The organism is Lutibacter sp., assembly GCF_013139515.1.
GTDB lineage: Bacteria > Bacteroidota > Bacteroidia > Flavobacteriales > Flavobacteriaceae > Lutibacter.
Genome location: NZ_WTAR01000137.1, coordinates 13076 through 35690 on the forward strand (window position 1 = coordinate 13076; position 22615 = coordinate 35690).

Annotated in this window: 27 protein-coding genes; 19 read left to right on the forward strand and 8 right to left on the reverse strand. The window is 28.6% G+C overall.

The features are described 5' to 3' along the window. Positions 1-54: 54 nt before the first annotated feature. Entirely contained in the window at positions 55-1293 is a 1239-nt protein-coding gene (rocD, locus tag GQ540_RS12090) for an ornithine--oxo-acid transaminase (RefSeq protein ID WP_291801424.1), read from the reverse strand. Positions 1294-1503: 210 nt separating this feature from the next. Here rocD and GQ540_RS12095 point away from each other — a divergent pair, with 210 nt between their 5' ends. The 13 genes from GQ540_RS12095 to GQ540_RS12155 all read left to right on the forward strand — a co-directional run bounded on the left by GQ540_RS12095 (position 1504) and on the right by GQ540_RS12155 (position 9851). Next, complete coding sequence (locus GQ540_RS12095; protein ID WP_291801426.1) at positions 1504-1917, forward strand: c-type cytochrome; 414 nt, start codon at positions 1504-1506, stop codon at positions 1915-1917. A gap of 74 nt (positions 1918-1991) precedes the next feature. Beyond that, a complete protein-coding gene (gene rlmD / locus GQ540_RS12100) occupies positions 1992-3401 on the forward strand; it encodes a 23S rRNA (uracil(1939)-C(5))-methyltransferase RlmD (protein ID WP_291801428.1) in 1410 nt (469 codons plus the stop codon). 7 nt (positions 3402-3408) lie between these two features. Next, positions 3409-3861 (forward strand): DUF6452 family protein, encoded by a 453-nt coding sequence (locus GQ540_RS12105; protein ID WP_291801430.1) that lies wholly within the window; start codon positions 3409-3411, stop codon positions 3859-3861. After that, on the forward strand, positions 3827-4519 hold the full coding sequence (locus tag GQ540_RS12110) for a DUF6048 family protein (protein WP_291801432.1): 693 nt from the start codon (positions 3827-3829) through the stop codon (positions 4517-4519). The genes GQ540_RS12105 and GQ540_RS12110 overlap by 35 nt, the downstream gene beginning before the upstream one ends. A 36-nt stretch (positions 4520-4555) precedes the next feature. Then, positions 4556-5503 (forward strand): 2-oxoglutarate and iron-dependent oxygenase domain-containing protein, encoded by a 948-nt coding sequence (locus GQ540_RS12115; RefSeq protein ID WP_291801434.1) that lies wholly within the window; start codon positions 4556-4558, stop codon positions 5501-5503. Continuing rightward, on the forward strand, positions 5500-5670 hold the full coding sequence (locus GQ540_RS12120; protein WP_291801436.1) for a gliding motility protein GldL: 171 nt from the start codon (positions 5500-5502) through the stop codon (positions 5668-5670). Before GQ540_RS12115 ends, GQ540_RS12120 begins: the two co-directional genes overlap by 4 nt. 41 nt (positions 5671-5711) lie before the next feature. Next, positions 5712-6062, forward strand: coding sequence for a translation initiation factor (locus GQ540_RS12125; protein WP_291801437.1), 351 nt, complete (start codon positions 5712-5714; stop codon positions 6060-6062). Between the two features lie 6 nt (positions 6063-6068). After that, a complete protein-coding gene (locus tag GQ540_RS12130) occupies positions 6069-6941 on the forward strand; it encodes a nucleoside phosphorylase (protein WP_291801439.1) in 873 nt (290 codons plus the stop codon). Between the two features lie 50 nt (positions 6942-6991). Next, a complete protein-coding gene (locus GQ540_RS12135; RefSeq protein WP_291801442.1) occupies positions 6992-7147 on the forward strand; it encodes a hypothetical protein in 156 nt (51 codons plus the stop codon). A gap of 146 nt (positions 7148-7293) precedes the next feature. Further along, a complete protein-coding gene (locus GQ540_RS12140) occupies positions 7294-8226 on the forward strand; it encodes a peptidylprolyl isomerase (protein ID WP_291801445.1) in 933 nt (310 codons plus the stop codon). 267 nt (positions 8227-8493) lie between these two features. Then, on the forward strand, positions 8494-9039 hold the full coding sequence (locus GQ540_RS12145; protein WP_291801447.1) for a lipopolysaccharide assembly protein LapB: 546 nt from the start codon (positions 8494-8496) through the stop codon (positions 9037-9039). Between the two features lie 4 nt (positions 9040-9043). Continuing rightward, entirely contained in the window at positions 9044-9505 is a 462-nt protein-coding gene (locus GQ540_RS12150; RefSeq protein ID WP_291801451.1) for a DUF962 domain-containing protein, read from the forward strand. 4 nt (positions 9506-9509) lie between these two features. After that, positions 9510-9851, forward strand: a complete 342-nt coding sequence (locus tag GQ540_RS12155; protein ID WP_291801453.1) for a tRNA-binding protein — start codon at positions 9510-9512, stop codon at positions 9849-9851. An 86-nt stretch (positions 9852-9937) separates the two neighbouring features. On the opposite strand, the gene GQ540_RS12160 is transcribed toward GQ540_RS12155, so the two are convergent. Beyond that, positions 9938-12565 carry a valine--tRNA ligase gene (locus GQ540_RS12160; protein ID WP_291801455.1) on the reverse strand — a complete coding sequence of 876 codons (2628 nt, stop codon included), beginning with the start codon at positions 12563-12565 and terminating at the stop codon, positions 9938-9940. 112 nt (positions 12566-12677) lie between these two features. Between GQ540_RS12160 and GQ540_RS12165 the strand changes: the two genes are divergently transcribed. Next, positions 12678-13127, forward strand: coding sequence for a DUF1573 domain-containing protein (locus GQ540_RS12165; RefSeq protein ID WP_291801458.1), 450 nt, complete (start codon positions 12678-12680; stop codon positions 13125-13127). A 49-nt stretch (positions 13128-13176) separates the two neighbouring features. Here the strand turns inward: GQ540_RS12165 and GQ540_RS12170 are convergent, their stop codons facing one another. Then, positions 13177-14460, reverse strand: coding sequence for a PDZ domain-containing protein (locus GQ540_RS12170; protein WP_291801460.1), 1284 nt, complete (start codon positions 14458-14460; stop codon positions 13177-13179). A 221-nt stretch (positions 14461-14681) separates the two neighbouring features. Between GQ540_RS12170 and GQ540_RS12175 the strand changes: the two genes are divergently transcribed. Beyond that, positions 14682-15878, forward strand: a complete 1197-nt coding sequence (locus GQ540_RS12175) for a pyridoxal phosphate-dependent aminotransferase (RefSeq protein WP_291801463.1) — start codon at positions 14682-14684, stop codon at positions 15876-15878. Further along, positions 15879-16880: a UDP-N-acetylmuramate dehydrogenase gene (gene murB, locus GQ540_RS12180; protein WP_291801465.1), complete on the forward strand. Its 1002-nt coding sequence runs from the start codon at positions 15879-15881 to the stop codon at positions 16878-16880. On the opposite strand, the gene GQ540_RS12185 is transcribed toward murB, so the two are convergent. Next, positions 16877-17845 carry a type I phosphomannose isomerase catalytic subunit gene (locus tag GQ540_RS12185; RefSeq protein WP_291801468.1) on the reverse strand — a complete coding sequence of 323 codons (969 nt, stop codon included), beginning with the start codon at positions 17843-17845 and terminating at the stop codon, positions 16877-16879. The two genes, murB and GQ540_RS12185, sit on opposite strands and share 4 nt — an antisense overlap. After that, a complete protein-coding gene (locus tag GQ540_RS12190) occupies positions 17845-18981 on the reverse strand; it encodes a cysteine desulfurase family protein (protein ID WP_291801470.1) in 1137 nt (378 codons plus the stop codon). Before GQ540_RS12190 ends, GQ540_RS12185 begins: the two co-directional genes overlap by 1 nt. An 86-nt stretch (positions 18982-19067) precedes the next feature. On the opposite strand from GQ540_RS12190, the gene GQ540_RS12195 reads away from it, so the two are divergent. Then, a complete protein-coding gene (locus tag GQ540_RS12195) occupies positions 19068-19553 on the forward strand; it encodes a hypothetical protein (protein WP_291801473.1) in 486 nt (161 codons plus the stop codon). On the opposite strand, the gene GQ540_RS12200 is transcribed toward GQ540_RS12195, so the two are convergent. Then, complete coding sequence (locus tag GQ540_RS12200; protein ID WP_291801475.1) at positions 19540-20106, reverse strand: DNA mismatch repair protein MutS; 567 nt, start codon at positions 20104-20106, stop codon at positions 19540-19542. The genes GQ540_RS12195 and GQ540_RS12200 overlap by 14 nt on opposite strands. A gap of 146 nt (positions 20107-20252) precedes the next feature. Between GQ540_RS12200 and GQ540_RS12205 the strand changes: the two genes are divergently transcribed. Both GQ540_RS12205 and GQ540_RS12210 read left to right on the forward strand, forming a co-directional pair. Continuing rightward, positions 20253-20885 carry a hypothetical protein gene (locus tag GQ540_RS12205; RefSeq protein ID WP_291801478.1) on the forward strand — a complete coding sequence of 211 codons (633 nt, stop codon included), beginning with the start codon at positions 20253-20255 and terminating at the stop codon, positions 20883-20885. 55 nt (positions 20886-20940) lie between these two features. Continuing rightward, positions 20941-21336, forward strand: a complete 396-nt coding sequence (locus tag GQ540_RS12210) for a DUF2752 domain-containing protein (RefSeq protein ID WP_291801481.1) — start codon at positions 20941-20943, stop codon at positions 21334-21336. Between the two features lie 15 nt (positions 21337-21351). Here GQ540_RS12210 and GQ540_RS12215 read toward each other — a convergent pair whose 3' ends face one another. Together GQ540_RS12215 and GQ540_RS12220 are read right to left on the reverse strand one after the other, a co-directional pair. Then, positions 21352-21783 (reverse strand): hypothetical protein, encoded by a 432-nt coding sequence (locus GQ540_RS12215; RefSeq protein WP_291801485.1) that lies wholly within the window; start codon positions 21781-21783, stop codon positions 21352-21354. Next, positions 21780-22355: a sigma-70 family RNA polymerase sigma factor gene (locus tag GQ540_RS12220; RefSeq protein WP_291801488.1), complete on the reverse strand. Its 576-nt coding sequence runs from the start codon at positions 22353-22355 to the stop codon at positions 21780-21782. Before GQ540_RS12220 ends, GQ540_RS12215 begins: the two co-directional genes overlap by 4 nt. Positions 22356-22615 lie beyond the last annotated feature (260 nt).

A 22615-nucleotide genomic window follows, 5' to 3' on the forward strand; every position in this document is an offset into this window, starting at 1 on the left:
TAAATAAAAAAGCATTGAATTTCATCAATGCTTTTTTATTTGGTATAAACCGTATTAAAACTCTTCAATAGTTTTTTTAATAATTGAAACACAATCCAATAATTCTTCTACATTCATAACTAATGGAGGTGCAAACCTAATAATGTTTCCATGAGTTGGTTTTGCTAATAATCCGTTATCGCGAAGTTTTAAACAAATATCCCAAGCTGTTGAGCTATCTTCAGTATCATTAATAACAATAGCATTTAATAAACCTTTACCACGCACTGATTGAATCAAATTATTAGTATCAATAATTTTTTGTAATTCACTTCTAAACAAATTTCCTAGTTTCTCAGCATTTTCAGCTAATTCCTCATCTTTTACAACTTCTAAAGCTGCAATTGCAACTGCGCAAGCTAAAGGATTACCTCCAAAAGTTGAACCATGCTGACCAGGTTTAATTACATTCATAATCTCATTATTAGCAAAAACTGCCGAGACTGGATAAACTCCACCGCTTAATGCTTTTCCTAAAATTAAAATATCAGGTTTTACATTTTCATGGTCAACAGCTAATAATTGTCCTGTTCTTGCAATTCCTGTTTGAACCTCATCTGCAATAAATAACACATTATATTTTTCACATAATGCTTTCGCTTTTAATAAATATCCTTCAGAAGGGACATAAACACCTGCTTCACCTTGAATAGGCTCCACTAAAAACCCTGCAATATTTGAGCTAGATTTTAAAGTATTTTCTAATACTTCTAAATTATTGTATTCAATTTTAATAAAACCAGCTGTAAAAGGTCCAAAGTTTTCACGAGCATCTGAATCATTTGAAAATGAAATTATTGTTGTTGTTCTTCCATGAAAATTATTTTCACAAACAATTATTTCAGCTTTATTTTCTTCAATGCCTTTTTTTTCATAAGCATATTTTCTACATAATTTAATTGCAGTTTCAACAGCCTCAGCCCCTGTATTCATTGGTAATACTTTATCAAAACCAAAATAGCTGGTTACATATTCTTCATATTTTCCTAACACATCATTATAAAAAGCTCTTGATGTTAAAGTTAATATACTTGCTTGATTTTGTAAAGCTTCAGTAATTTTAGGGTGGCAATGTCCTTGATTAACTGCTGAATAAGCTGATAAAAAATCATAATATCGTTTACCATCAACATCCCAAACATAAACACCTTTACCTTTATTTAAAACAACAGGTAATGGGTGATAGTTATGAGCTCCGTATTTTTCTTCTAAATTAATTGCTTGTTCTGATGAAATTTTGTCTGAAACCATCATATTAAAAAGTTTAAAAATTGAAATTTTTCAATTCCTTCTTTTGGAGAGAAATCATCCTAAATAAGTGTGCAAATTACAAAATATTTTAATGTAATTATTATTAAAAAAAAGTAAAACTTTACAAGTTCTAAAAAGATTATCATAAAAATCTTCCAAACATTAAAAATAAATGAATAAATTTGTTTTTACATTCAAATAAATTTTATAAAAATGAAAAAATCAGTATTAGTTTTAGGTTTAGCTGCATTGTTTTTAACAAGCTGTGGTGATAAGAAAAAAGAAGAGGTAAAAAAAGAGGTTGAAACTGTTGTTGAAGAAGTGAAAACTGAAACGGTTGTTGGTGATAATCTTGCGTTAGGAGAAAAATTATTTATGGGGAAAACGTGCTCAACCTGTCACAATCCTGATATGAAAATTATTGGTCCTTCAATAAAAGACATGAACAAAGTGTATGCTGAACAAAATGGAGATATGATAAAATTCTTAAAAGGAGAAGCTGAAGCAATTGTTGATACTGACCCTGGGCAAATTGCAATTATGAAAGCTAATTTAGATGGTTTTGTAAAAGACATGTCTGATGATGAGCTAGCTGCAATAGTTGCTTATATGAAAAGTGTAAAATAATTAAAATACCACATATTTAAAAGCATCTCATTTATTGAGGTGCTTTTTTTATGTTAAAATAGTACATTTGCAAAATGGGTAGAAGAAACAAACCAACGATTTTTGAAAACGTTGAAATTATTGATGCTGGTGCACGTGGTAAAACAGTTGCAAAAGCACCAGACGGACGTGTAATTTTTTTAACAAACACTGTTCCTGGTGATGTTGTTGATATTAGAACTGGAAAAAAAAGAAAAGCTTACTTTGAAGGAACAGCTATTAAATTTCATAAATATTCTGATAAAAGAGTTGAACCAGTTTGTGAACATTTTGAACACTGTGGTGGTTGCAAATGGCAGTTTATGGATTATAAGCATCAACTAGCTTATAAAGAAAAAGAAGTTATTAATAATCTTATTCGTATTGGACATTTAGAATTACCAGAGGTTACTCCTATTTTAGGTTGTGAAAATATTTATTTTTATAGAAATAAAATGGAATTTTCGTTTTCAAATAGCCGCTGGCTAACACTTGATGAAATAAATTCTGAAGAAGAAATTGACAATAGAAATGCTTGTGGTTTTCATATTTCAGGAATGTGGGATAAAATATTAGATGTTGAAAAATGCCACTTACAAGAAGATCCTTCAAACCAAATTAGAAACTTTATTAAAAATTACGGAATTGAAAACGGATTAGAGTTCTACAATCCAAGAGAACAATCTGGATTGTTACGCACAATTATGCTACGTATTTCATCAACTGGTGAAATAATGGTTGTTATTCAATTTTTTAAAGAGGATAAAGAAAAAAGAGAAAGTTTGTTACAAGCAATTTCAGAAGAATTTCCACAAATCACTTCGCTTCAATATGTGATAAATAGTAAAGGAAACGATACCTTATACGATCAAAATATTATTTTATTTAAAGGCAGAGATCATATTTTTGAAGAAATGGAAGGTTTGAAGTTTAAAATTGGTCCAAAATCATTTTATCAAACAAACTCAGCACAAGCTTATGAACTTTATAAAATAACGCGTGATTTTGCTAATTTAACTGGTAATGAAATTGTTTATGATTTTTATACTGGCACAGGAACCATTGCTCAATTTGTTGCTAAAAATGCTAAAAAAGTAATTGGTGTAGAATCAGTTCCTGAAGCTATTGAAGATGCAAAGCTAAACGCACAATTTAACAACATTAAAAACGTTGAATTTTATGCAGGAGATATGAAAGATGTTTTTAATAACAATTTTATAAAAACTCATGGAAAACCTGATGTAATAATTACAGATCCACCAAGAGATGGAATGCATAAAAATGTAGTTGCAAAAATATTGGAAATTGCACCAAAAAGAATTGTGTATGTAAGTTGTAATTCTGCAACACAAGCACGTGATTTAGCATTAATGAAAGAGCAATACTCTATTATAAAAACACAAGCTGTAGATATGTTTCCGCAAACACATCACGTAGAAAATGTTGTACTTTTAGAATTAAAATAAAGAATATATGAAAAAGTATATAGCCTTAATACTAGTATCAATCATTACAATTTTAAGTTGTGAAAAGGATGACATTTGTATTGATACTACAACTCCAAGTTTAATTATTCGTTTTTATGATAATGACAATCAAGCTGAAACTAAACAAGTATTATTAGATTCAGTTTGGGCAAACAGCAAAGAAAACATTTATAAAAATCAAACGTTAGATTCAATAATCATTCCTTTAGATTTAAATCAAAATAGCACATTATATAAATTCACTTCTAATTCAATTGAAGATGAAATTAATTTCACATACGATAGAAAAGATATTTTTGTCTCTCGTTCTTGTGGATATAAAACTATATTTGAAAACTTACAAATAGATAGTAATACTTCAAACTGGATAAAAAATATTAATATAAACAATTCAACTATTGAAAATGACACAGCAGCACATATTACTATTTTTCATTAGTGTTTTATTTACATTCACTATTAATTCTCAGGAATTACAAGACTCTCTAAAAGTTAAAGAAGTTTATGGTATTAGAGTTGGTATTGATATTAGTAAACCCATAAATTCATTTTTTAACAATGAAACTAAAGGACTTGAAATTGTAGGTGATTTTAGAATTACTAGAAACCATTACGCTGCGGTTGAACTAGGTTTTTTAGACAAAACCACCAACGAAGATTATATAAATTTTACAACAAAAGGGTCTTACATAAAAGCCGGTTTTAATTACAATGCCTATAAAAACTGGAAAGGCATGAATAATGAAATATATGTTGGATTAAGATATGGTTTTAGCATTTTTAATCAAACTTTAAATAGCTACACACCAAATGTTAATGGTACCTATTTTATATCTGAAACTCTTCAACCAGCTACTGAATTTAAAGATTTAACCGCACAATGGCTTGAATTTGTTTTTGGAATGAAGGTAGAAACTTTTAATAATTTATATCTCGGCGCCAGTGTAAGTCTTAATAAAATGATAAACACCAAAGAACCTGAAAATTTTAAAAACCTACATATTCCTGGTTTTAACAGAGTATTTTTAAATAATACCGGAGTTGGTTTTAATTACACACTAAGTTACCTTATTCCTATTCTTAAAAAGAATAAATAATTTTTGTACTTTTAAAAGTTGAATTAAATTTATTTTATGAAAAATATTCCAAGTGTAGATTTATCTGATTTTCTATCTGAAGATGCTACAAAAAAACAAAAGTTTATTAAAGAAATTGGTGAAGCTTATGAAGAAATTGGTTTTGTAGCACTAAAAGGTCATTTTTTAACTGATAAACTTTCTGAGCAATTATACACTGAAGTAAAAAACTTTTTTAATTTACCTACCAAAGTAAAAGAATCATACGAAATTGAGGGAATTGGAGGCCAAAGAGGATTTACATCTTTCGGTAAAGAAAGTGCGAAAGGAAGAAGTGAAGGCGATTTAAAAGAATTTTGGCATTTTGGGCAAGAAGTTGTTGGCAACGATAAATTAAAAGAAGAATATCCAACTAATGTTGATGTAAAAGAAGTTCCAAGCTTTAATCCTACAGGAGTTGAGACCTATAAAATGCTTGAAAAAACAGCCATTTACGTATTAAGAGCTTTAGCATTGTATATTGGTTTAGACGAGCTTTATTTTGATAAATATGTAATTAACGGAAACAGTATATTACGTCCAATTCACTATCCGCCAATTATTGGAGAACCAAAAGGAGCTGTAAGAGCTGCTGCACACGGTGATATTAATTTAATTACACTTTTAATGGGTGCATCAGCCTCAGGTTTAGAAGTTCAAAATAAAAAAGGAGATTGGATTCCTGTAACTGCACTTCCTGAACAGCTAGTAATTAATGTGGGTGATATGTTAGAGCGTTTTACAAATAATAAACTACGATCAACTATACATCGTGTTGTAAATCCACCTCGTGAAGATTGGAATAAACCTCGTTATTCAATTCCATTTTTTACACATCCAATAAGTGAAATGGAACTTAACTGTTTGCCTGAATGTATTGATAAAGCAAACCCTAAGGCATATGAAAATATTACTGCAGGTGAGTTTTTAAATGAACGTTTAAGAGAATTAGGACTTATAAAATGATTACAAAACAAGTGATTTCTATATTTACATTTGGAGTATTTTTAATAATTTTAGGGGCAATTTTAAAATTATTTAAATGGCCTCAAGCAAATTTATTATTAGCAATTGGACTTGTATTTGAAATTTTAGCAGCATTGCTTTTTATTTGGAAAAAAATAAAACAATAAGAAATATTTTTGTAATTTTATAGTTATCTTTTTCAATAAAAATGAGCAAAAAAAAATTAAGTAGTTTAGGCGATTTAGGAGGTTTTGTTTTTTCAACAAATGATAATTTTGAATTAAACAAAAACGAAATTCACGAAACTTTACAACCCAATAAACAATATTTAGAAGCTTTATTCTCAAATAAAGGAAGAGGCGGAAAAACTGTCACAGTAATAACTGGGTTTGTTGGTTCAGAAAGTGATTTAAAATCACTAGGTAAATTATTAAAAACTAAATGTGGTGTTGGTGGAAGCGTAAAAGATAACGAGATTATTATTCAAGGAAACTATAGAGATAAAATAATGGAAATCCTTAAGAACGAAGAGTATAACGTAAAACGCGTAGGCGGATAAAAAATTATGACAAAAATAGCAGCATCAGAATTAATTCTGAATCCAGATGGTAGTATCTATCATTTAAATTTAAAACCTGAACACTTAGCAACAAATATTATTTTTGTTGGCGATCAAAATAGAGTTCCAATTGTAACAAAACACTTTGACTCCATTGAATTTGATATTCAAAAAAGAGAATTTAGAACCATTACAGGAACATACAAAGGAACTAGAATAACAGTAATTTCAACCGGTATTGGCCCTGATAATATTGATATTGTTATTAATGAATTAGATGCTTTAGTAAATATAGATTTAGAAACAAGTACTATAAAGAAAAAATTTACCCAATTAAATATTGTAAGAATTGGTACTTCAGGCTCCTTACAAAAAGATATTCCTGTAGATAGTTTTGTACTTGCAAAATATGGTTTAGGATTTGATGGAATGCTTCATTCTTATGATTGTGAGCATATTTTAAATGCTGATTTTGAAGACGCATTTATAAAACATACAAATTGGAGTTCTAGAAAAGCGAGACCTTATATTGTTGAAAACAGCCAAGAACTTGAAAACAAACTTGTAAGTGACAAGGTGTTTTTAGGATGCACAGCAACAGCAGTAGGTTTTTATGGACCACAAGGTCGTGTGTTGCGTTTAGCGATTCAAGATCCTTCATTAAATAGTAAAATTGATAATTTTGAATTCAATGGAACAAAAATAACAAACCTTGAAATGGAAACTTCAGCTATTTATGGTTTATCCAAATTATTAGGTCATAATGCTTGTTCTATGAATGCAATTATTGCAAACAGAGCCAATGGTACTTTTAGTAAAAATCCATACAAACCTGTTGAAGAATTAATAATTTACACACTAGATAAATTGGCTTTATAAAATAAATACTATATTTACCGCGTTGTTTAATTAAATAAGCCCACAATAAAATGAAAAAATTAGCCGTAAACACCCTGTTTTTAACAATATTTTCTATTGCATTTACCTCATGTAAGTCAACAAAAGAAGGTTGTGGTTTAACTAGTGACGCACAAAAAATGGAACAAACAATTACAACTGAAACAACTGTTTTAGCTGAAGTTTAAAATACCATTTTAAATTTATAAACAGAAAAATCCACTTAAAAAAGTGGATTTTTCTGTTTATAAAACTAAAAATTTGAATAAATAACCATTCAATTTTTATTTCAAATGAAAGCATGTATCTTTGCAACTCTTTAAAAATTAAGAATATGGATAACGGATTATACGCAAAATTTAACACCTCAAAAGGTGAAATATTAGTAAACTTAGAGTTTAAAAAAACTCCTGGAACAGTTGGGAACTTTGTTGCTTTAGCTGAAGGAAATTTAGAAAATAATTCTAAACCACAGGGAACACCTTATTATAATGGATTAAAATTTCATAGAGTAATTGCTGATTTTATGATTCAAGGTGGTTGCCCACAAGGAACTGGAACTGGCTCACCAGGTTATAGTTTTGATGATGAATTTCACCCAGAATTAAAACACAATGTTCCTGGAATTTTATCTATGGCAAACTCAGGTCCTGCTTCAAACGGAAGTCAATTTTTTATAACACATGTTGCAACTCCTTGGTTAGACAATAAACATACTGTATTTGGAAATGTAGTTGAAGGAAAAGAAGTTGTTGATGCTATTGCACAAGATGATATTTTAGAATCTATTGAAATAGTTAGAGTTGGTGAACAAGCTGAAAAATTTAATGCAGTTGAAGCTTTTAGAATTTTTGAAGGCTCAAGAGAAAAAAGAGAAGCTGAAGCCAAAGCTGAACAAAAAGAACAAATGGATAAAATTGCTGCTGGTTATGATGAAACTCCAAGCGGTTTACGTTATAAGATTTTACAAGAAGGAAATGGTGTAAAAGCTGAAAAAGGGAAAATGGTTTCTGTACACTATAAAGGTCAGTTATTAGATGGTTCAGTTTTTGATTCATCTTACCCACGTAAACAACCAATAGATTTTACATTGGGAATAGGACAAGTTATTAGAGGTTGGGATGAAGGAATTCAATTATTAAAAGTTGGAGATAAAGCACGATTTGCAATCCCTTCAAATTTAGCTTACGGAAGTCAAGGTGCTGGTGGTGTTATTCCTCCAGATGCTACACTTATTTTTGATGTAGAACTTGTGAACGTAAAATAAACGAATACAACATACTTATTTAAAAAAGCATTGATTTTAAAATCAATGCTTTTTTTGTACATTTGAGTTAATAGCTCAATTAAACATTTTAAAACTACAACTACACCTATGAAATTTAAATATTTTACATTTATTATATGTTCCTTCATTTTTTTTAATTGCACAAATAACACAAATACACCTGAATTTATAAAAAAAGTTTCGGGGAGATATTTATACAATTCAGATGAGGTAATAACAATTTATTTCAATGAAAATGAACTATTTATGAAATGGAGAGGTGCCAAAAACATAAAACCTTTAAAGGTAAATGAAACTACTTTTTTTGTTAAGGAAATGAATGAAAAAATTCAATTTTTAAACAATCCATCAAATAACAAAGACTATATAGTATTAGTTCAAAAAGATGAGAATATAGCTCCAATATTTAATTATGTTAAACTTAAGGATAATGAAAATATACCCAGTGAATATTTAAAAAACAATGAATTTCATAAAGCTGTAGAAGGCTATTTAGCAATACAAAAAAAAGATTCCTTAGATAGCACTATAAATGAAAATAATTTCAACTCATTAGGTTACAGTAAATTACGAGATAAAAACTACCAAGAAGCTATAGATATTTTTAAAATTAATGTTGCGTTACACCCAAAAAGCGCCAATGTTTATGATAGTTTAGCTGAAGCTTTTATGAAAAGCGGAGACACAATACAAGCCATTACAAATTACAAAAAATCACTGACGCTAGATTCTGGTAATTCTAGAGCAAAAAAACATATTGAAAAATTAAAAAAACAACCAAGTAAAAACTAAAAATATGAGAACTTTACAACAATGGTTTGATGAGTATGCCATTAGTCATCAAAATAAAACAAACCAAAGTATCCATTATATTTGCGTACCTGCAATTTATTTTAGTATTATAGGAATGCTTATGAGTATTCCAAATAACCTTATTATAAACACAATAAATATAAATAATCCGTTTCTTGAAAATTGGGCAGCACCTGTAGTTTTATTATTGCTACTGTTTTATTTAAAATTATCATTTTCAACATTTGTTAGAATGATGACTTTTTCAATTGTTTGTTTAATTGGAAACTACTTTTTATCAAACATTGCTCCTTTATTTTATACATCATTGGGTATTTTTGTAATTGCTTGGATTGGACAATTTTACGGACATAAATTAGAAGGAAAAAAACCATCTTTTTTTAAAGACTTACAATTTTTATTAATTGGTCCGGCTTGGGTTTTTGAAAAATTATTAAGAAAATAATTTAATGAAGCCAACAATTACTTTTGAAGATTTTAGCAAAGTAGATATTAGAAATGGGACAATTATTGAAGTAAATGATTTTCCAAAATCACATAAAGCTGCATATCAACTTTTAATAGATTTTGGGTTGTTGGGTAGAAAGAAATCTAGTGCACAAATTACCGGTTTATACACTAAAAAAGAATTACTAAACAAACAAATAATTGCTATTATTAATTTTAAAGAAAAACAAATTGCAAATTTTATAAGTGAATGCTTGGTTCTTGGGATTGAAAATAATAAAAAAGAAATAGTTCTTCTGCAATCCTCAAAAACAAGTTTAAAAAATGGTGAGCAAGTAAGCTAACTATTTGTATTAAAAACAAAAAGGGATTCTAATAAATTAAAATCCCTTTTCTAAATAATATCACCAGCCATAGCAATATTACTATTTTATAAATTTACTAAACTTGCCTTTAATGTTTCTACTTTTGCAATTGCATCAGCTTCTTTTTGTCTTTCAATTTTAATTACTTGCTCAGGAGCATTATTTACAAAACGCTCATTACTTAATTTCTTTTGAACAGATTTCAAAAACCCTTCAGTGTATTTTAATTCCTCCTCTAACTTTGCTTTTTCTTCTTCAACATTAACATCTGAAGTCATTGGGATAAAATATTCATTAGATTTTACTCTAAAACTTAAAGCTCCTTCAACCTTTTCAGTTACATATTCTAATGAAGATAAATTTCCTAATTTTTCAATTACAGCATCAAAATCTTTTGTTGAGTTTTCGTTATTTAAAACCGAACATTCTATTTGATTTTTAAAAGCAATATTTTTATCTTTTCGAACATTTCTAATCGCTGAAATTACTTCTGAAGCAAATTTAAAATTGCTTATTAAAGGTTCATTAACTTTAACTATTTCAGGATAATTTGCAATTACTAAAGCTTCCTCTGTTGTTCTTTCTGCAATATCTTGCCAAATTTCTTCTGAAATAAATGGCATATACGGATGCAATATTTTTAAATTATCTTCAAAAAATCTAATTACGGCATTGTATGTTTTTTCATCAATTGGTTGTTGATACCCTGGCTTTACCATTTCTAAAAACCACGAAGAAAAATCGTCCCAAACTAATTTATAAATGCTCATTAAAGCTTCACTAATTCGATATTGCTCAAATGATTTCTCTAAATCTTGTAATGTTTGCTGAAATTTAGCTTGATACCATTCAATAGCTATTTTAGCAGATTGTGGTTGTTGAAGTGTTGCATCAATTTCCCACCCTTTTACTAAACGGTAAGCATTCCAAATTTTATTAGAGAAATTACGACCTTGTGCACATAATTCTTCATCAAATAATAAATCATTCCCAGCAGCTGAACACAATAACATTCCTACACGCACACCATCTGCACCATATTTCTCCATTAACTCAATTGGATCAGGCGAATTTCCTAATGATTTTGACATTTTTCTACCTTTACCGTCTCTCACAATACCTGTGAAATAAACGTTGGCAAATGGTTTCTCATTTCTAAATTCGTACCCAGCAAAAATCATACGAGCCACCCAAAAGAAAATAATATCTGGTCCGGTAACTAAATCGTTTGTTGGGTAATAATATTCAATTTCTTTATTATCAGGATTTCTAATTCCGTCAAAAACTGAAATTGGCCATAACCATGATGAAAACCAAGTATCTAAAGCATCAGGATCTTGTGTTAAATCAGAAATAGTCAATTCCTTTCCTAATTTTTCTGAAGCCAATTTTGTTGCTTCTTCAATTGTTGAAGCAATCACAAAATCGTTCACTCCATCTCCATAAAAGTATGCTGGTATTTGATGACCCCACCAAAGTTGACGAGAGATATTCCAATCTCTAATATTTTCTAACCAATGACGGTAAGTGCTATTATAATGTTTTGGAAAAAAGTGAATTTCTTCATCTTCTAAAACAGCTTTTAAAGCTGGTTTTACAATGGTATCCATTTTTAAAAACCATTGCGCTGAAATTTTAGGCTCAATAACTTCCTTAGTTCTTTCTGAAGTTCCAACTTTATGCATATGCTGCTCAATTTTCACCAAACAACCTAAATTTTCTAATTCTTTTGTAATTTCTTTACGAACAACAAATCTATCTTTTCCTTCATAATGCAATCCGAAGGAATTTAAAGTAGCATCATCATTAAAAATATCAATAACTTCAAGTTTATGTTTTTCTCCTAAAGTTTTATCGTTTTGATCGTGTGCTGGTGTTACTTTTAAACACCCTGTACCAAACTCAATGTCAACATATTCATCTTCAATAATAGGAATTACTCTTCCAACAATAGGAACAATTGCTTTTTTACCTTTTAAATGTGTAAAACGCTCATCATTTGGGTTGATACAAATAGCAGTATCACCTAAAATAGTTTCAGGACGTGTAGTTGCTATTGTTAATACTTCATTACTTCCTTCAATTTTATAATTTAAGTAATATAAATTTCCTTGTTTTTCTTCAAAAATAACTTCTTCGTCAGACAACGTAGTTTTTGCAGCTGGATCCCAATTTACCATTCTATAGCCACGGTAAATTAAGCCTTTATTATACAGTTCTACAAAAACTTTATTTACAGCTTCACTTAAATCAGTATCCATTGTAAACTTAGTACGCTCCCAATCGCAAGAAGCTCCCAATTTTTTTAATTGCTCTAAAATTATACCACCGTGTTCATCAGTCCAATCCCAAGCATGTTTTAAAAACTCATCACGTGTTAAATCAGATTTTTCAATTCCCTGTTCCTTTAACTTAGCAACAACTTTAGCTTCAGTAGCAATAGAAGCGTGGTCTGTACCAGGAACCCAACACGCATTGAACCCTTTTAGTCTAGCTCTTCTTATTAATACATCTTGAATTGTATTATTCAACATATGCCCCATATGTAAAACACCTGTCACATTTGGTGGTGGAATTACAATTGTATATGGTTCTTTTTCATTAGGAGTTGAATGAAAATAATTATTTTTCATCCAGTAATCATACCATTTATTCTCAATGTCTTGAGGATTGTATTTTGTTGCTAAACTCATTTGTGGTCTAATATTTGTAATATAGTTTGCAAATGTACAATTATAAGAGATAACACAAAATGTTTTGAAAGCATAAAAAATTAACTAACTTTACACTTTAAACAAGATAATTATGAGAAAAATTTTAACCCTTTTATTTATTGGTTTTTTAGCATTTACAATTAATGCACAAGAAAAGACTACAACTGATCCTGTTCAAGACCCAAACGCACCTGCTTTTGAATTTGAAACAGAAGTTATTGATTATGGAAAAATTGATTTAAATGCTAATGGAGTACGTGTTTTTAAATTTAAAAATACAGGAAAATCTCCTTTAGTAATTACGAATATTAAATCTAGCTGCGGATGTACTGTGCCGAAAAAGCCAACCGAACCAATTATGCCTGGTGATACTGGTGAAATTGAAGTGAAATATGCTACAAACAGACCTGGTGGTTTTTCAAAAATGATTACAGTAAATTCTAATGCTTCTGAACCTATAAAAAGGCTACGAATTAAAGGAATTGTAATTAAACCTGAATCTACTGTTGAAAAAGCAAAACCTACAATGTCTGTAAATTAGGAACTAACAAATATACATACAAAAGGCCTTCAAAATTTTGAAGGCTTTTTTATTTCAACATATTTTTTAATTGAAATTGGTATTGGTAATTTTGTCCTCCTCTTTCAACAACTAAATTTATTTTTTTGTTTTCTTTCTGATAAAATTTTTCAACTATCTCATCTAGTTTTAAATTGTAAGTATACTGCCCATTAATTTTTATAACAATATCATTTACTTGTAAACCAACTTCTTCTGCAGGAGAACCTTTTCTCACTTTAAAAATTTTATAGGTTGGTTTAAAACTATATTTATAATTATAATCCAAAGTTATTCTGTTTTGTTGTGTACTTTCCTGATTACTTGATAAACCAACACTTGCATAATCATGTTCTTTCACAAGTAATTTACCATTATACACTAACTCTATACCACTCATATTGTACCTAAAAGGTTCTTTAAAAGTACTTCCTTTTTTTAAAGTAATTTTACCTTTTCTATAATCAAATGTAACAGTAAAACGCTTTAATATATTTGCTCCAATACTTCCGTTTCGCTCTTTAAATTTAAGAGCATGAACAATAGATAACGAATCTGGAAATGAAACTGTAGGGTTTTTCAATTCAAATTTCCCTAATACAATCCCTTTTATAATAGTTCTTTTTCCATAAATTACACCGCTTAAACCTTCACCTAAAAAATCTATAAAAAACTTTTTTGGAGGTAAAATATCAGGATGTGTATTCTCAAATAGCCACATAGCATCACTACCTCCAGAATCTATCAGTAATTTAACAGGCGTAATTTTTTCTGAAGCTGGAGCCAATTTTACACCAACATTTATATATGGTTTTAAATTATGAAAACTTAAATTAAAAGTTTCACATTTTTTACAATTATTATGAATATAGCCTTCAGAATTATAAAATGATATTTTCCTTAATCCATAATTAATTTTAACAACAAAATCTTTAAAAATTTCATGACCAATAATTCCATGAATAGTAATTCCAAGTTTTGAAGACAGATCAAAACTATCATCAAAAACAACATATAAATTCTCGTTAGTGCTTAAAATATTTTTAAATTGAAATCTATTCCCTCTAGATAAAATAGCGTCAATAGCATCTTCACTCCCCAATCCTCTTAATTTAATTTTTTTGACATTATTTAACTGTAGAGAATCTTTATTATTAATGTTAAATAAGATAGTTGTACCAACTCCAGAATCTAATATAAAGTTTAACTTTTTCCCATTTACTTCAATAGGAAAAACAACTAAATTATTAATTAGTTCAAATGAAATGGTTTGTTTTTCAGCTTTATTAATAAGATTAAATTCCCCCTGAGCCATACTTATTTTAAAGAAAAAAAGTAGCATAAAAAACCAATAAACAGTTCTATTTTTTTGAATCAACACACTTTAAATTATTAATTTTAAGTAAACTACAAAAACAGCTAATGAACACACAATTTTTATGAAAACTTTAACCTTTAACAAATTCAGTTAAAAGCTACGAATTTTAAAATTTATTTCGCAATTTTGTTTCATAAATTTTAATAACACTTATAAATATGCCAAGTATCTCAACTAAAGGAATAAATATGCCGGAATCACCGATTAGAAAATTGGTTCCTTATGCCGAAAATGCAAAAAAGAAAGGCATTGAAGTTTTTCATTTAAATATTGGTCAGCCAGATATAAAAACACCCGATGTTGCGCTTGAAGCAATAAAAAATAATACAATTGAAGTGCTTGCTTACGGCCGTTCTGAAGGCTCAGAAAAATACCGTCAAAAACTAGCAAATTATTATGTACAACATAAAATTAATATTACTGCTAATGAAATTGTGGTAACAACAGGAGGTTCTGAAGCATTGTTATTTGCTATGGGAAGTATTTGTGATCCAGGTGATGAAATAATTATTCCTGAACCTTTTTACGCAAATTATAACGGTTTTTCAACTGCGTCTGGAGTTCAAATTGTTCCTGTAATTTCAAAAATAGAAGATAATTTTGCATTGCCTTCAATTTCAGATTTTGAAAAATTAATTACTTCAAAAACAAAAGCAATTTTAATTTGCAATCCTGGAAACCCAACCGGATATTTATATTCAAAAGAAGAAATTGAAAAACTTGCTGAGATTGTAAAAAAACATGATTTATTTTTAATTGCTGATGAAGTTTATAGAGAATTTATTTATGATGATGACGCTAAACATCAGTCTGTTTTACATAATTTCGGACTGGAAGAAAATGCAATTATAATTGACTCTGTATCCAAACGTTACAGTATGTGCGGTGCACGTATTGGCTGTTTAATTTCAAAAAATAAAGAGGTACTTAACACTGCACTTAAATTTGCACAAGCTCGTTTATGCCCTCCAACATTGGCACTTATTGCAAGTGAGGCTGCTTTAGAAACACCACAATCTTATTTTGATGAAGTTACTGTTGAATACAAGTCCAGAAGAGATGTTTTAATAAGTGAATTAAGTAGCATTGAAGGTGTTAAAGTTGCATCACCTAAAGGTGCTTTTTACTGTGTTGTAGAATTACCTGTTGATAATGCTGATAAATTTGCACAATGGTTATTAGAAGATTTTAATTTGAATAGCCAAACCGTTATGGTTGCTCCTGCTGCAGGATTTTATTCATCTAAAGGCTTTGGAACAAAACAAATACGAATTGCCTACGTTTTAAAAAAGGAAGACTTAATTTCATCTGTTAAAATTTTAAAATCCGCAATTTCTGAATACAACAAAATATAATTGAAAATTCAAGAAAACATATCTCTAAAACAGTACAATACGTTTGGTATTGATGCAATTGCCAAACGTTTTGTTTCTGTAAATTCTATTCAAGAATTAAAAGAGGTTATTACTGCTAAAAAAGATGTTTTTCTATTAGGAGGTGGCAGTAACATGCTGCTAACTTCAAATATTGAAAAACTAGTAGTACACTTAAATTTAAAAGGAGTAATTGTAAACGATACTGAAAAGGAGTCTGTGTTTGTAACTGCTGAAGCTGGTGAAAACTGGCACGAATTTGTAATTTGGTGTATCTCACAAAACTATGGTGGTTTAGAAAATTTATCCTTAATACCTGGAAATGTTGGTACTTCTCCAATTCAAAATATTGGTGCTTACGGTGTTGAAATTAAAGATACTTTTCATCAACTAGAAGCGCTAGAAATTGAAACTGGAAAAACTAGCATATTTACCAATGAAGATTGTAAATTTGGGTATCGTAATTCCGTATTTAAAAATGAACTGAAAGAAAAATATATTATTACAAATGTTACTTTTAAATTAACAAAAACCAATCATAAAACCACTACTTCTTACGGAGCAATTCAAGAACTACTTACAAACAAAGAGCAACCCACAATTAAAGAAATCTCTAATGCTATAATTGCAATTAGAGAAAGTAAACTCCCTAATCCTGAAGAAATTGGAAATAGTGGTAGTTTTTTTAAAAACCCTATAATTGCAAATAAATCCTTTCAACTTTTACAACAAAAATATCCTGAAATTCCACATTATATTATTTCTGAAACCGAAGTGAAAATACCAACCGGTTGGTTAATTGAACAATGTGGTTTTAAAGGCAAACGTTTTGGTGATGCTGGCGTCCATAGCAAACAAGCACTTGTTTTAGTCAATTATGGGAACGCTACGGGTAAAGAAATTTACAAATTGGCACAAAAAATTCAACAAAAAGTGAAAGAAACCTTTGCTATTGATTTGGATATTGAAGTGAATGTAATTTAAACTGTAACTTCTAACAATTTACAATTTTCTGAGCTTATAATTACCGTTTCTGCTATCGCAGGAATTAATACTGTTTCTCCAAATTGAATTGTTTCTGTTGTGTTAAAAATAGTAATCGCTGCACTGCCTTCAACACACATAAAAATTACAAACGAATCGGTTTTAGAATAATCAAGTTCAACTTTACCTGAAACTGGTATAAAATTGGTTTTAAAGTAGCTGCAATTTACTACATTATTTAACGTATTTGACTCTTTACTATAACTTCTTTCAGTATCAATTTTATCACTAAAATTTAATGCATCAACTGCCAATTCTGTATGCAACTCACGCTCATTACCTTCATCATCAGTTCTATCAAAATCATAAATTCTGTACGTAATATCAGATGTTTGCTGAATTTCTGCCAACACTACACCTGCACCAATTGCATGTACAGTTCCTGTTTCAATAAAAAAAGCATCGCCATTTTTTACATATACATCATTTAAAACTGATAGTATATTTTTATCTTCTAAAAGAGACACATATTGTTTTGGTGTAATTGTTTCTTTAAAACCTAAAATCAATCTTGCATTTTCTTCAGCCTGCATAATATACCACATTTCAGTTTTTCCAAATGAATTATGGCGCTTTTTTGATAACTCATTATCTGGGTGAACTTGAACAGATAAATCTTGTTTTGCATCAATAAATTTAATTAATAATGGAAAATTATTTCCGAAATTTGCGTAGTTATTTTTCCCAATTAAATCTGATTTATACGTTTCTAATAAGGTTTTTAATGAAGTATTTTTTAATATTCCGTTAGCAACAGTAGAATTATTTCCTTCAACATCTGAAATTTCCCAACTTTCGCCAACATTTTTTAGGCTTGATTTTTTATTGAAATTTGCAACTAGTTTATCTCCTCCCCAAATTTTATCTTTTAATATTGGTGTAAATTTTAATGGATAATTTAACATTAATCAATCAATTTTTTTAAGTTTATAATTATGTAATCAATTTCTTCAATAGTATTGAATTTGCTAAACGAAAAGCGAACCGAGGTTTTAGCTGCTTCAATTTCAGGTAAAATTGTATTTAAAACATGAGAACCTTTATTGCTTCCACTCTGACAAGCGCTACCTCCAGAAACCGAAATTCCTTTTAAGTCTAAATTAAAAAGCAACATTGCATATTCTTTTGGCAAACGTACATTTAAAATAATATAACTACTTTTAGTTTCATCATCAGAAAAGCCATTAAATTCAATACCTTCAAAATTACTTTTTAGTTCACTTATAAAATAACTTTTAATTTTTTGAATATATGCCGCTTCTTCTTTCAAATTAGCACAAGCAATTTCCAATGCTTTTTCCATTCCTAAAATGCTGTGAATATTCTCAGTTCCAGCTCTGGCTCCTCTCTCCTGCTCGCCTCCATGCAAAATTGGATAAATACCAAACCCCTTTTTTATGTATGCAAAACCAACGCCTTTTGGCCCGTGAAATTTATGCGCACTAGCTACAAAAAAATCAATGGGAGTTTCAATAACATCTATTTTAAAATGTCCAATGCCTTGAACAGAATCTGAATGAAATAAAGCCTTATTTGTTATACATAAATCAGCTACTTTTTTCAAATCTAGCAAATTTCCAATTTCATTATTTACATACATTAAACTCACTAATTTCTTCTCGTTAGTTTGTTGAAGTAATTCTTCTAAATGTTGATAATTAATACCTCCATCTTCATCTAAATTAACCCAACAAACTTTAATTTTAAATTCATTTTGTAATTGCTCAATAGTATGTAAAACAGCGTGATGTTCAATTTTTGATGAAATAATAGTGGTTACACCTAAATTTGTAATTGCGTTTCTTAAAATTAAATTGTCTGCTTCACTTCCGCCTGCGGTAAAAATAATTTCATTTGAAGCTGCGTTAAATTGTTTAGCTATATTTTTTCGTGCAGTTTCAACTAAAGATTTAGACTTTCTACCAACCTGATGTGTTGAAGATGGATTGCCATAAAAACTAGCCATTGATGTACAAATTACATCAATTACTTCGGGTAAAATTGGAGTTGTAGCTGCGTTATCTAAATATATATTTTTCATTAAAAGCAAAAGTAATTAAAATAGTTGGTTTCATTTAACGTTGAATTACTTAAAACTCTTATTTTTGTCTTGAAAATTTTATTTAAATGAAGAAATTAATTATCCTTTTTTTAGCATTCTCACTTTTATCTTGTAACGATGGAGATTTTGATGTTCCAGTATTTCAATTTACTGATACTGTAAATAGTTGTGGAGAATATATTTTACATATTAAAAATAGCAATAGTACTGAAGTTTTAGTTTTAACTTTAAGTACAACAGAAATTGCAGGAGTTGTAGGTGAAGAGCAATATAATATTTCATCTTCATTAGAAGCAACTTATAGAATTTTTGAAGAAGGAATTAGTTCTAATTATTTTTGTCAAAATATTCCTCCTTCAACACCCAAAGTTATAAAAGAACTAAATGCTGAAAGTGGGATAATTACTGTTATTACAAATGAAATTATTACTAATGATGTAATTACTGGTTACTCATATACCATCACCCTTTCAGAGTTATTATTTAATGAAAATAGTGAACGTATTTTCTTTGAAAATTTAGATTTTGGAATCTTCACTATGAACCTTTAGCGTTTTTATAAATATAAACTTCAGTTGCTCCCAATCCATATTTTTGAAAAGAAGCCTCGTACCATTTTACGTGGTAATTATTAAATAAGTAAGCCAATTCTGTTTTTAATACACCCTGTCCAACACCATGTATAAAAACAACTTTTGAAATTTTATTTTTTATGGCAAATTCTAGCTTAAACTTTGCTTCATTTATTTGTAAATTTAACATGTCATAATTATCCATTCCTCGTGTTGATTTCGTTAAATGATGGATATGTAAATCAACTTCCATTGGAGGCCTTTTGTCATTTAAATTAGCCGTTTTAAATTTTGGAATATTTTTTTTAGAAGAAGTATGATTTATTTTTTCTAACAAACTTTCATTAGAAATATCGCTAAATTTAGATAATTCTCGTTGGCTTTCTTTAATAACAACTAATTCTTTAGGCAAAAAATCAAAAGGAAAACCATCTTCAGTTTCAATTACAATTTTATTTGTAAAAACTTTAATTACTTTACCTTTAATAATATCATCCAATACAGCTACATTATCACCTATTTTAAATGTCATTTAATCTATTTTTTTATGAAATATTATCAATTTTAAAATTTTTACCGAAAATTAACTACTGTTAAGAAAAAATTCTTAACTATTACTTAATTTTGTAGCAATACTTATACAAAGTTAAAACAATATTTTCGCAAAAAAGAAAACCTATGGTACAAACTGTTTCAACGAATACTGAAAATTTTTTTATTGATGCACTTAGCGATTTACAAATTGATAAAAAAAGGATAATCTTATTAGAATCAATTGCCACATGTATTGTAAACGAATTAAAACAACATAAAAACGTTCACCTAAATTATATTTGTACACATAACAGTAGAAGAAGTCAATTAGCACAGATTTGGAGTAATTATGCTTCTAATTATTTTAAAATTAATAATATTGAAAATTTCTCAGGCGGAACTGCAGTCACTTCATTTTTTAGAAATACAGTTAAAACATTACAGGAAGTTGGTTTTAAGTTTCAATTGTTAGAATTTTCTCATCAAAACCCAGAATATTTAATAAGCTATAAAAATTGTACAAATCCAATAATTGGGTTTTCCAAACTATACGATCACGAGCACAACAAAAACCCATATATTGCAATAACTACTTGTACTAATGCTGATGAAAACTGTCCTTTTATTCCTGATGCTGTTCAGCGTTTTCATTTACCTTTTAATGATCCAAAAAGTTATGATAACACGTTATATCAATCTGAAAAATATTTGGAAGCAAGTAAACAAATAGCTGGAGAAATTCATTTTATTTTTAATATCATAAAAAATTCAATATAATATTTTGGACAATCGTTTTCTTTAGTATTTCTTTGAAGAAACTAAAAAACTCTAAATGAAAATTAAAAACATAGGGTTCATTTTACTTGGAATAAGTATAGCAATTCTATATTTTTTTGTTAACCCGAGTGAAGTAGATTTTCTACCCAAATGTCCTTTGTATGTAACTACAGGTGTTTATTGCCCAGGTTGTGGAAGTCAGCGCGCTACGCATCAACTTTTACAATTAAATTTTATTGGTGTATTACAACAAAATGTATTGTATTTCTTTGGTTTGTTAGTAATAGTATATCACTTAACAATAAAAAGTATAAATATCATTTTCAAAAAAAGCTATTATAATTATATATACCACTCTAAAACACCAATTCTTATATTAATTATAATACTCATTTATTGGATACTTAGAAATATTCCTTATTACCCATTTAATGTATTAGCGCCAAATTAAAATACGTAGTTTATGTTAACTAATTTCTTTGTTTATATAATTTTTAATCACAAACAATTGTACAAATACTAGAATAGAAAAGAATATAAAACTGAATGTAAAAGTGTTAGAAAAATGAATATTCTTAAATATATTAACTGATGAAATAGTATCAAATATATTAATTGAAGGCAATTTATCTAAAAGAGAAAAATCTACTTTTGATATTAAATCATAATTCTCTGTACTTCCTGTTAAAAGAAAAATACTTAATGTTATAAAAGCTACGGCAATTAATACCCACACTTTTTTAGAAATTAATGGCTGATACTTTTTAGATAATGACAATTCACTTTCTATTTTCACTGAATCCATTACTTTATTAAGAAAATCAGAAGATGGAGACTCAATCGCTGCTTCATTAATAATATATTTTGTGAAGTTTTCTATGTTTTTATCTGCTTTCATATTAAATCTACGGTTCTTGGTTCAATTACATGTTTTAAAACTGTTGCTAATTTTTTTCGAGATCTAAATAATTTTGTTTTAATATTATCTACCGATAAGTTTACAACTTTTGAAATTTCTTTTACTGGCAATTCTTCAAAATAATACAATGTTAAAATAGTACGCTCATCTTCATTTAATTTCAACAGCGCATCATTAATTATTTTTTTCCGTTCCTTTTCATGTATATATGTTAATGCATCTTGTACTTTTCCTAAATCACTGTCATTTAAATCATCAATGTTTTCAGAGTATGCAAACCTTTTATTTCTTTTAACAACATCTAAACTCGCATAATAAGCAATCTTATAAACCCAAGTTGAAAATTTTGAATCACCCTTAAATTTATCAAGGTTTTTAAACGCTTTTACAAAAGCATCTTGCGAAACTTCTTCAGCTTCTTCTCTGTCTTTAACAATTCTTATTGCAAGCGTATACACCATATGCTTATACTTTTCTACTAAAAAAGCAAAAGCATTAACGTTACCATTTAAGGTTTGATCTATATAGTACTCGTCTGGTTTGGTGTTCATTTTGATTATATGACGACAGTTCAACTAAAGTGGTTACAATTTAATACATTTAAATTAATTTTATTTTTTTTGTAACCGATTCAAACAATTCATCGTCATACCAAATGAAACAAATTAATAACTTAAATTAAATAATATGCCAGAAGTAGTATTTATCTCATTGTTTATCATCATTTTCGGAATTTTTTTCCTGCACTATTCAACAAGAAACAAAGAACGTTTAGCTTTAATTGAAAAAGGAGCAGACGCCAGTATTTTCT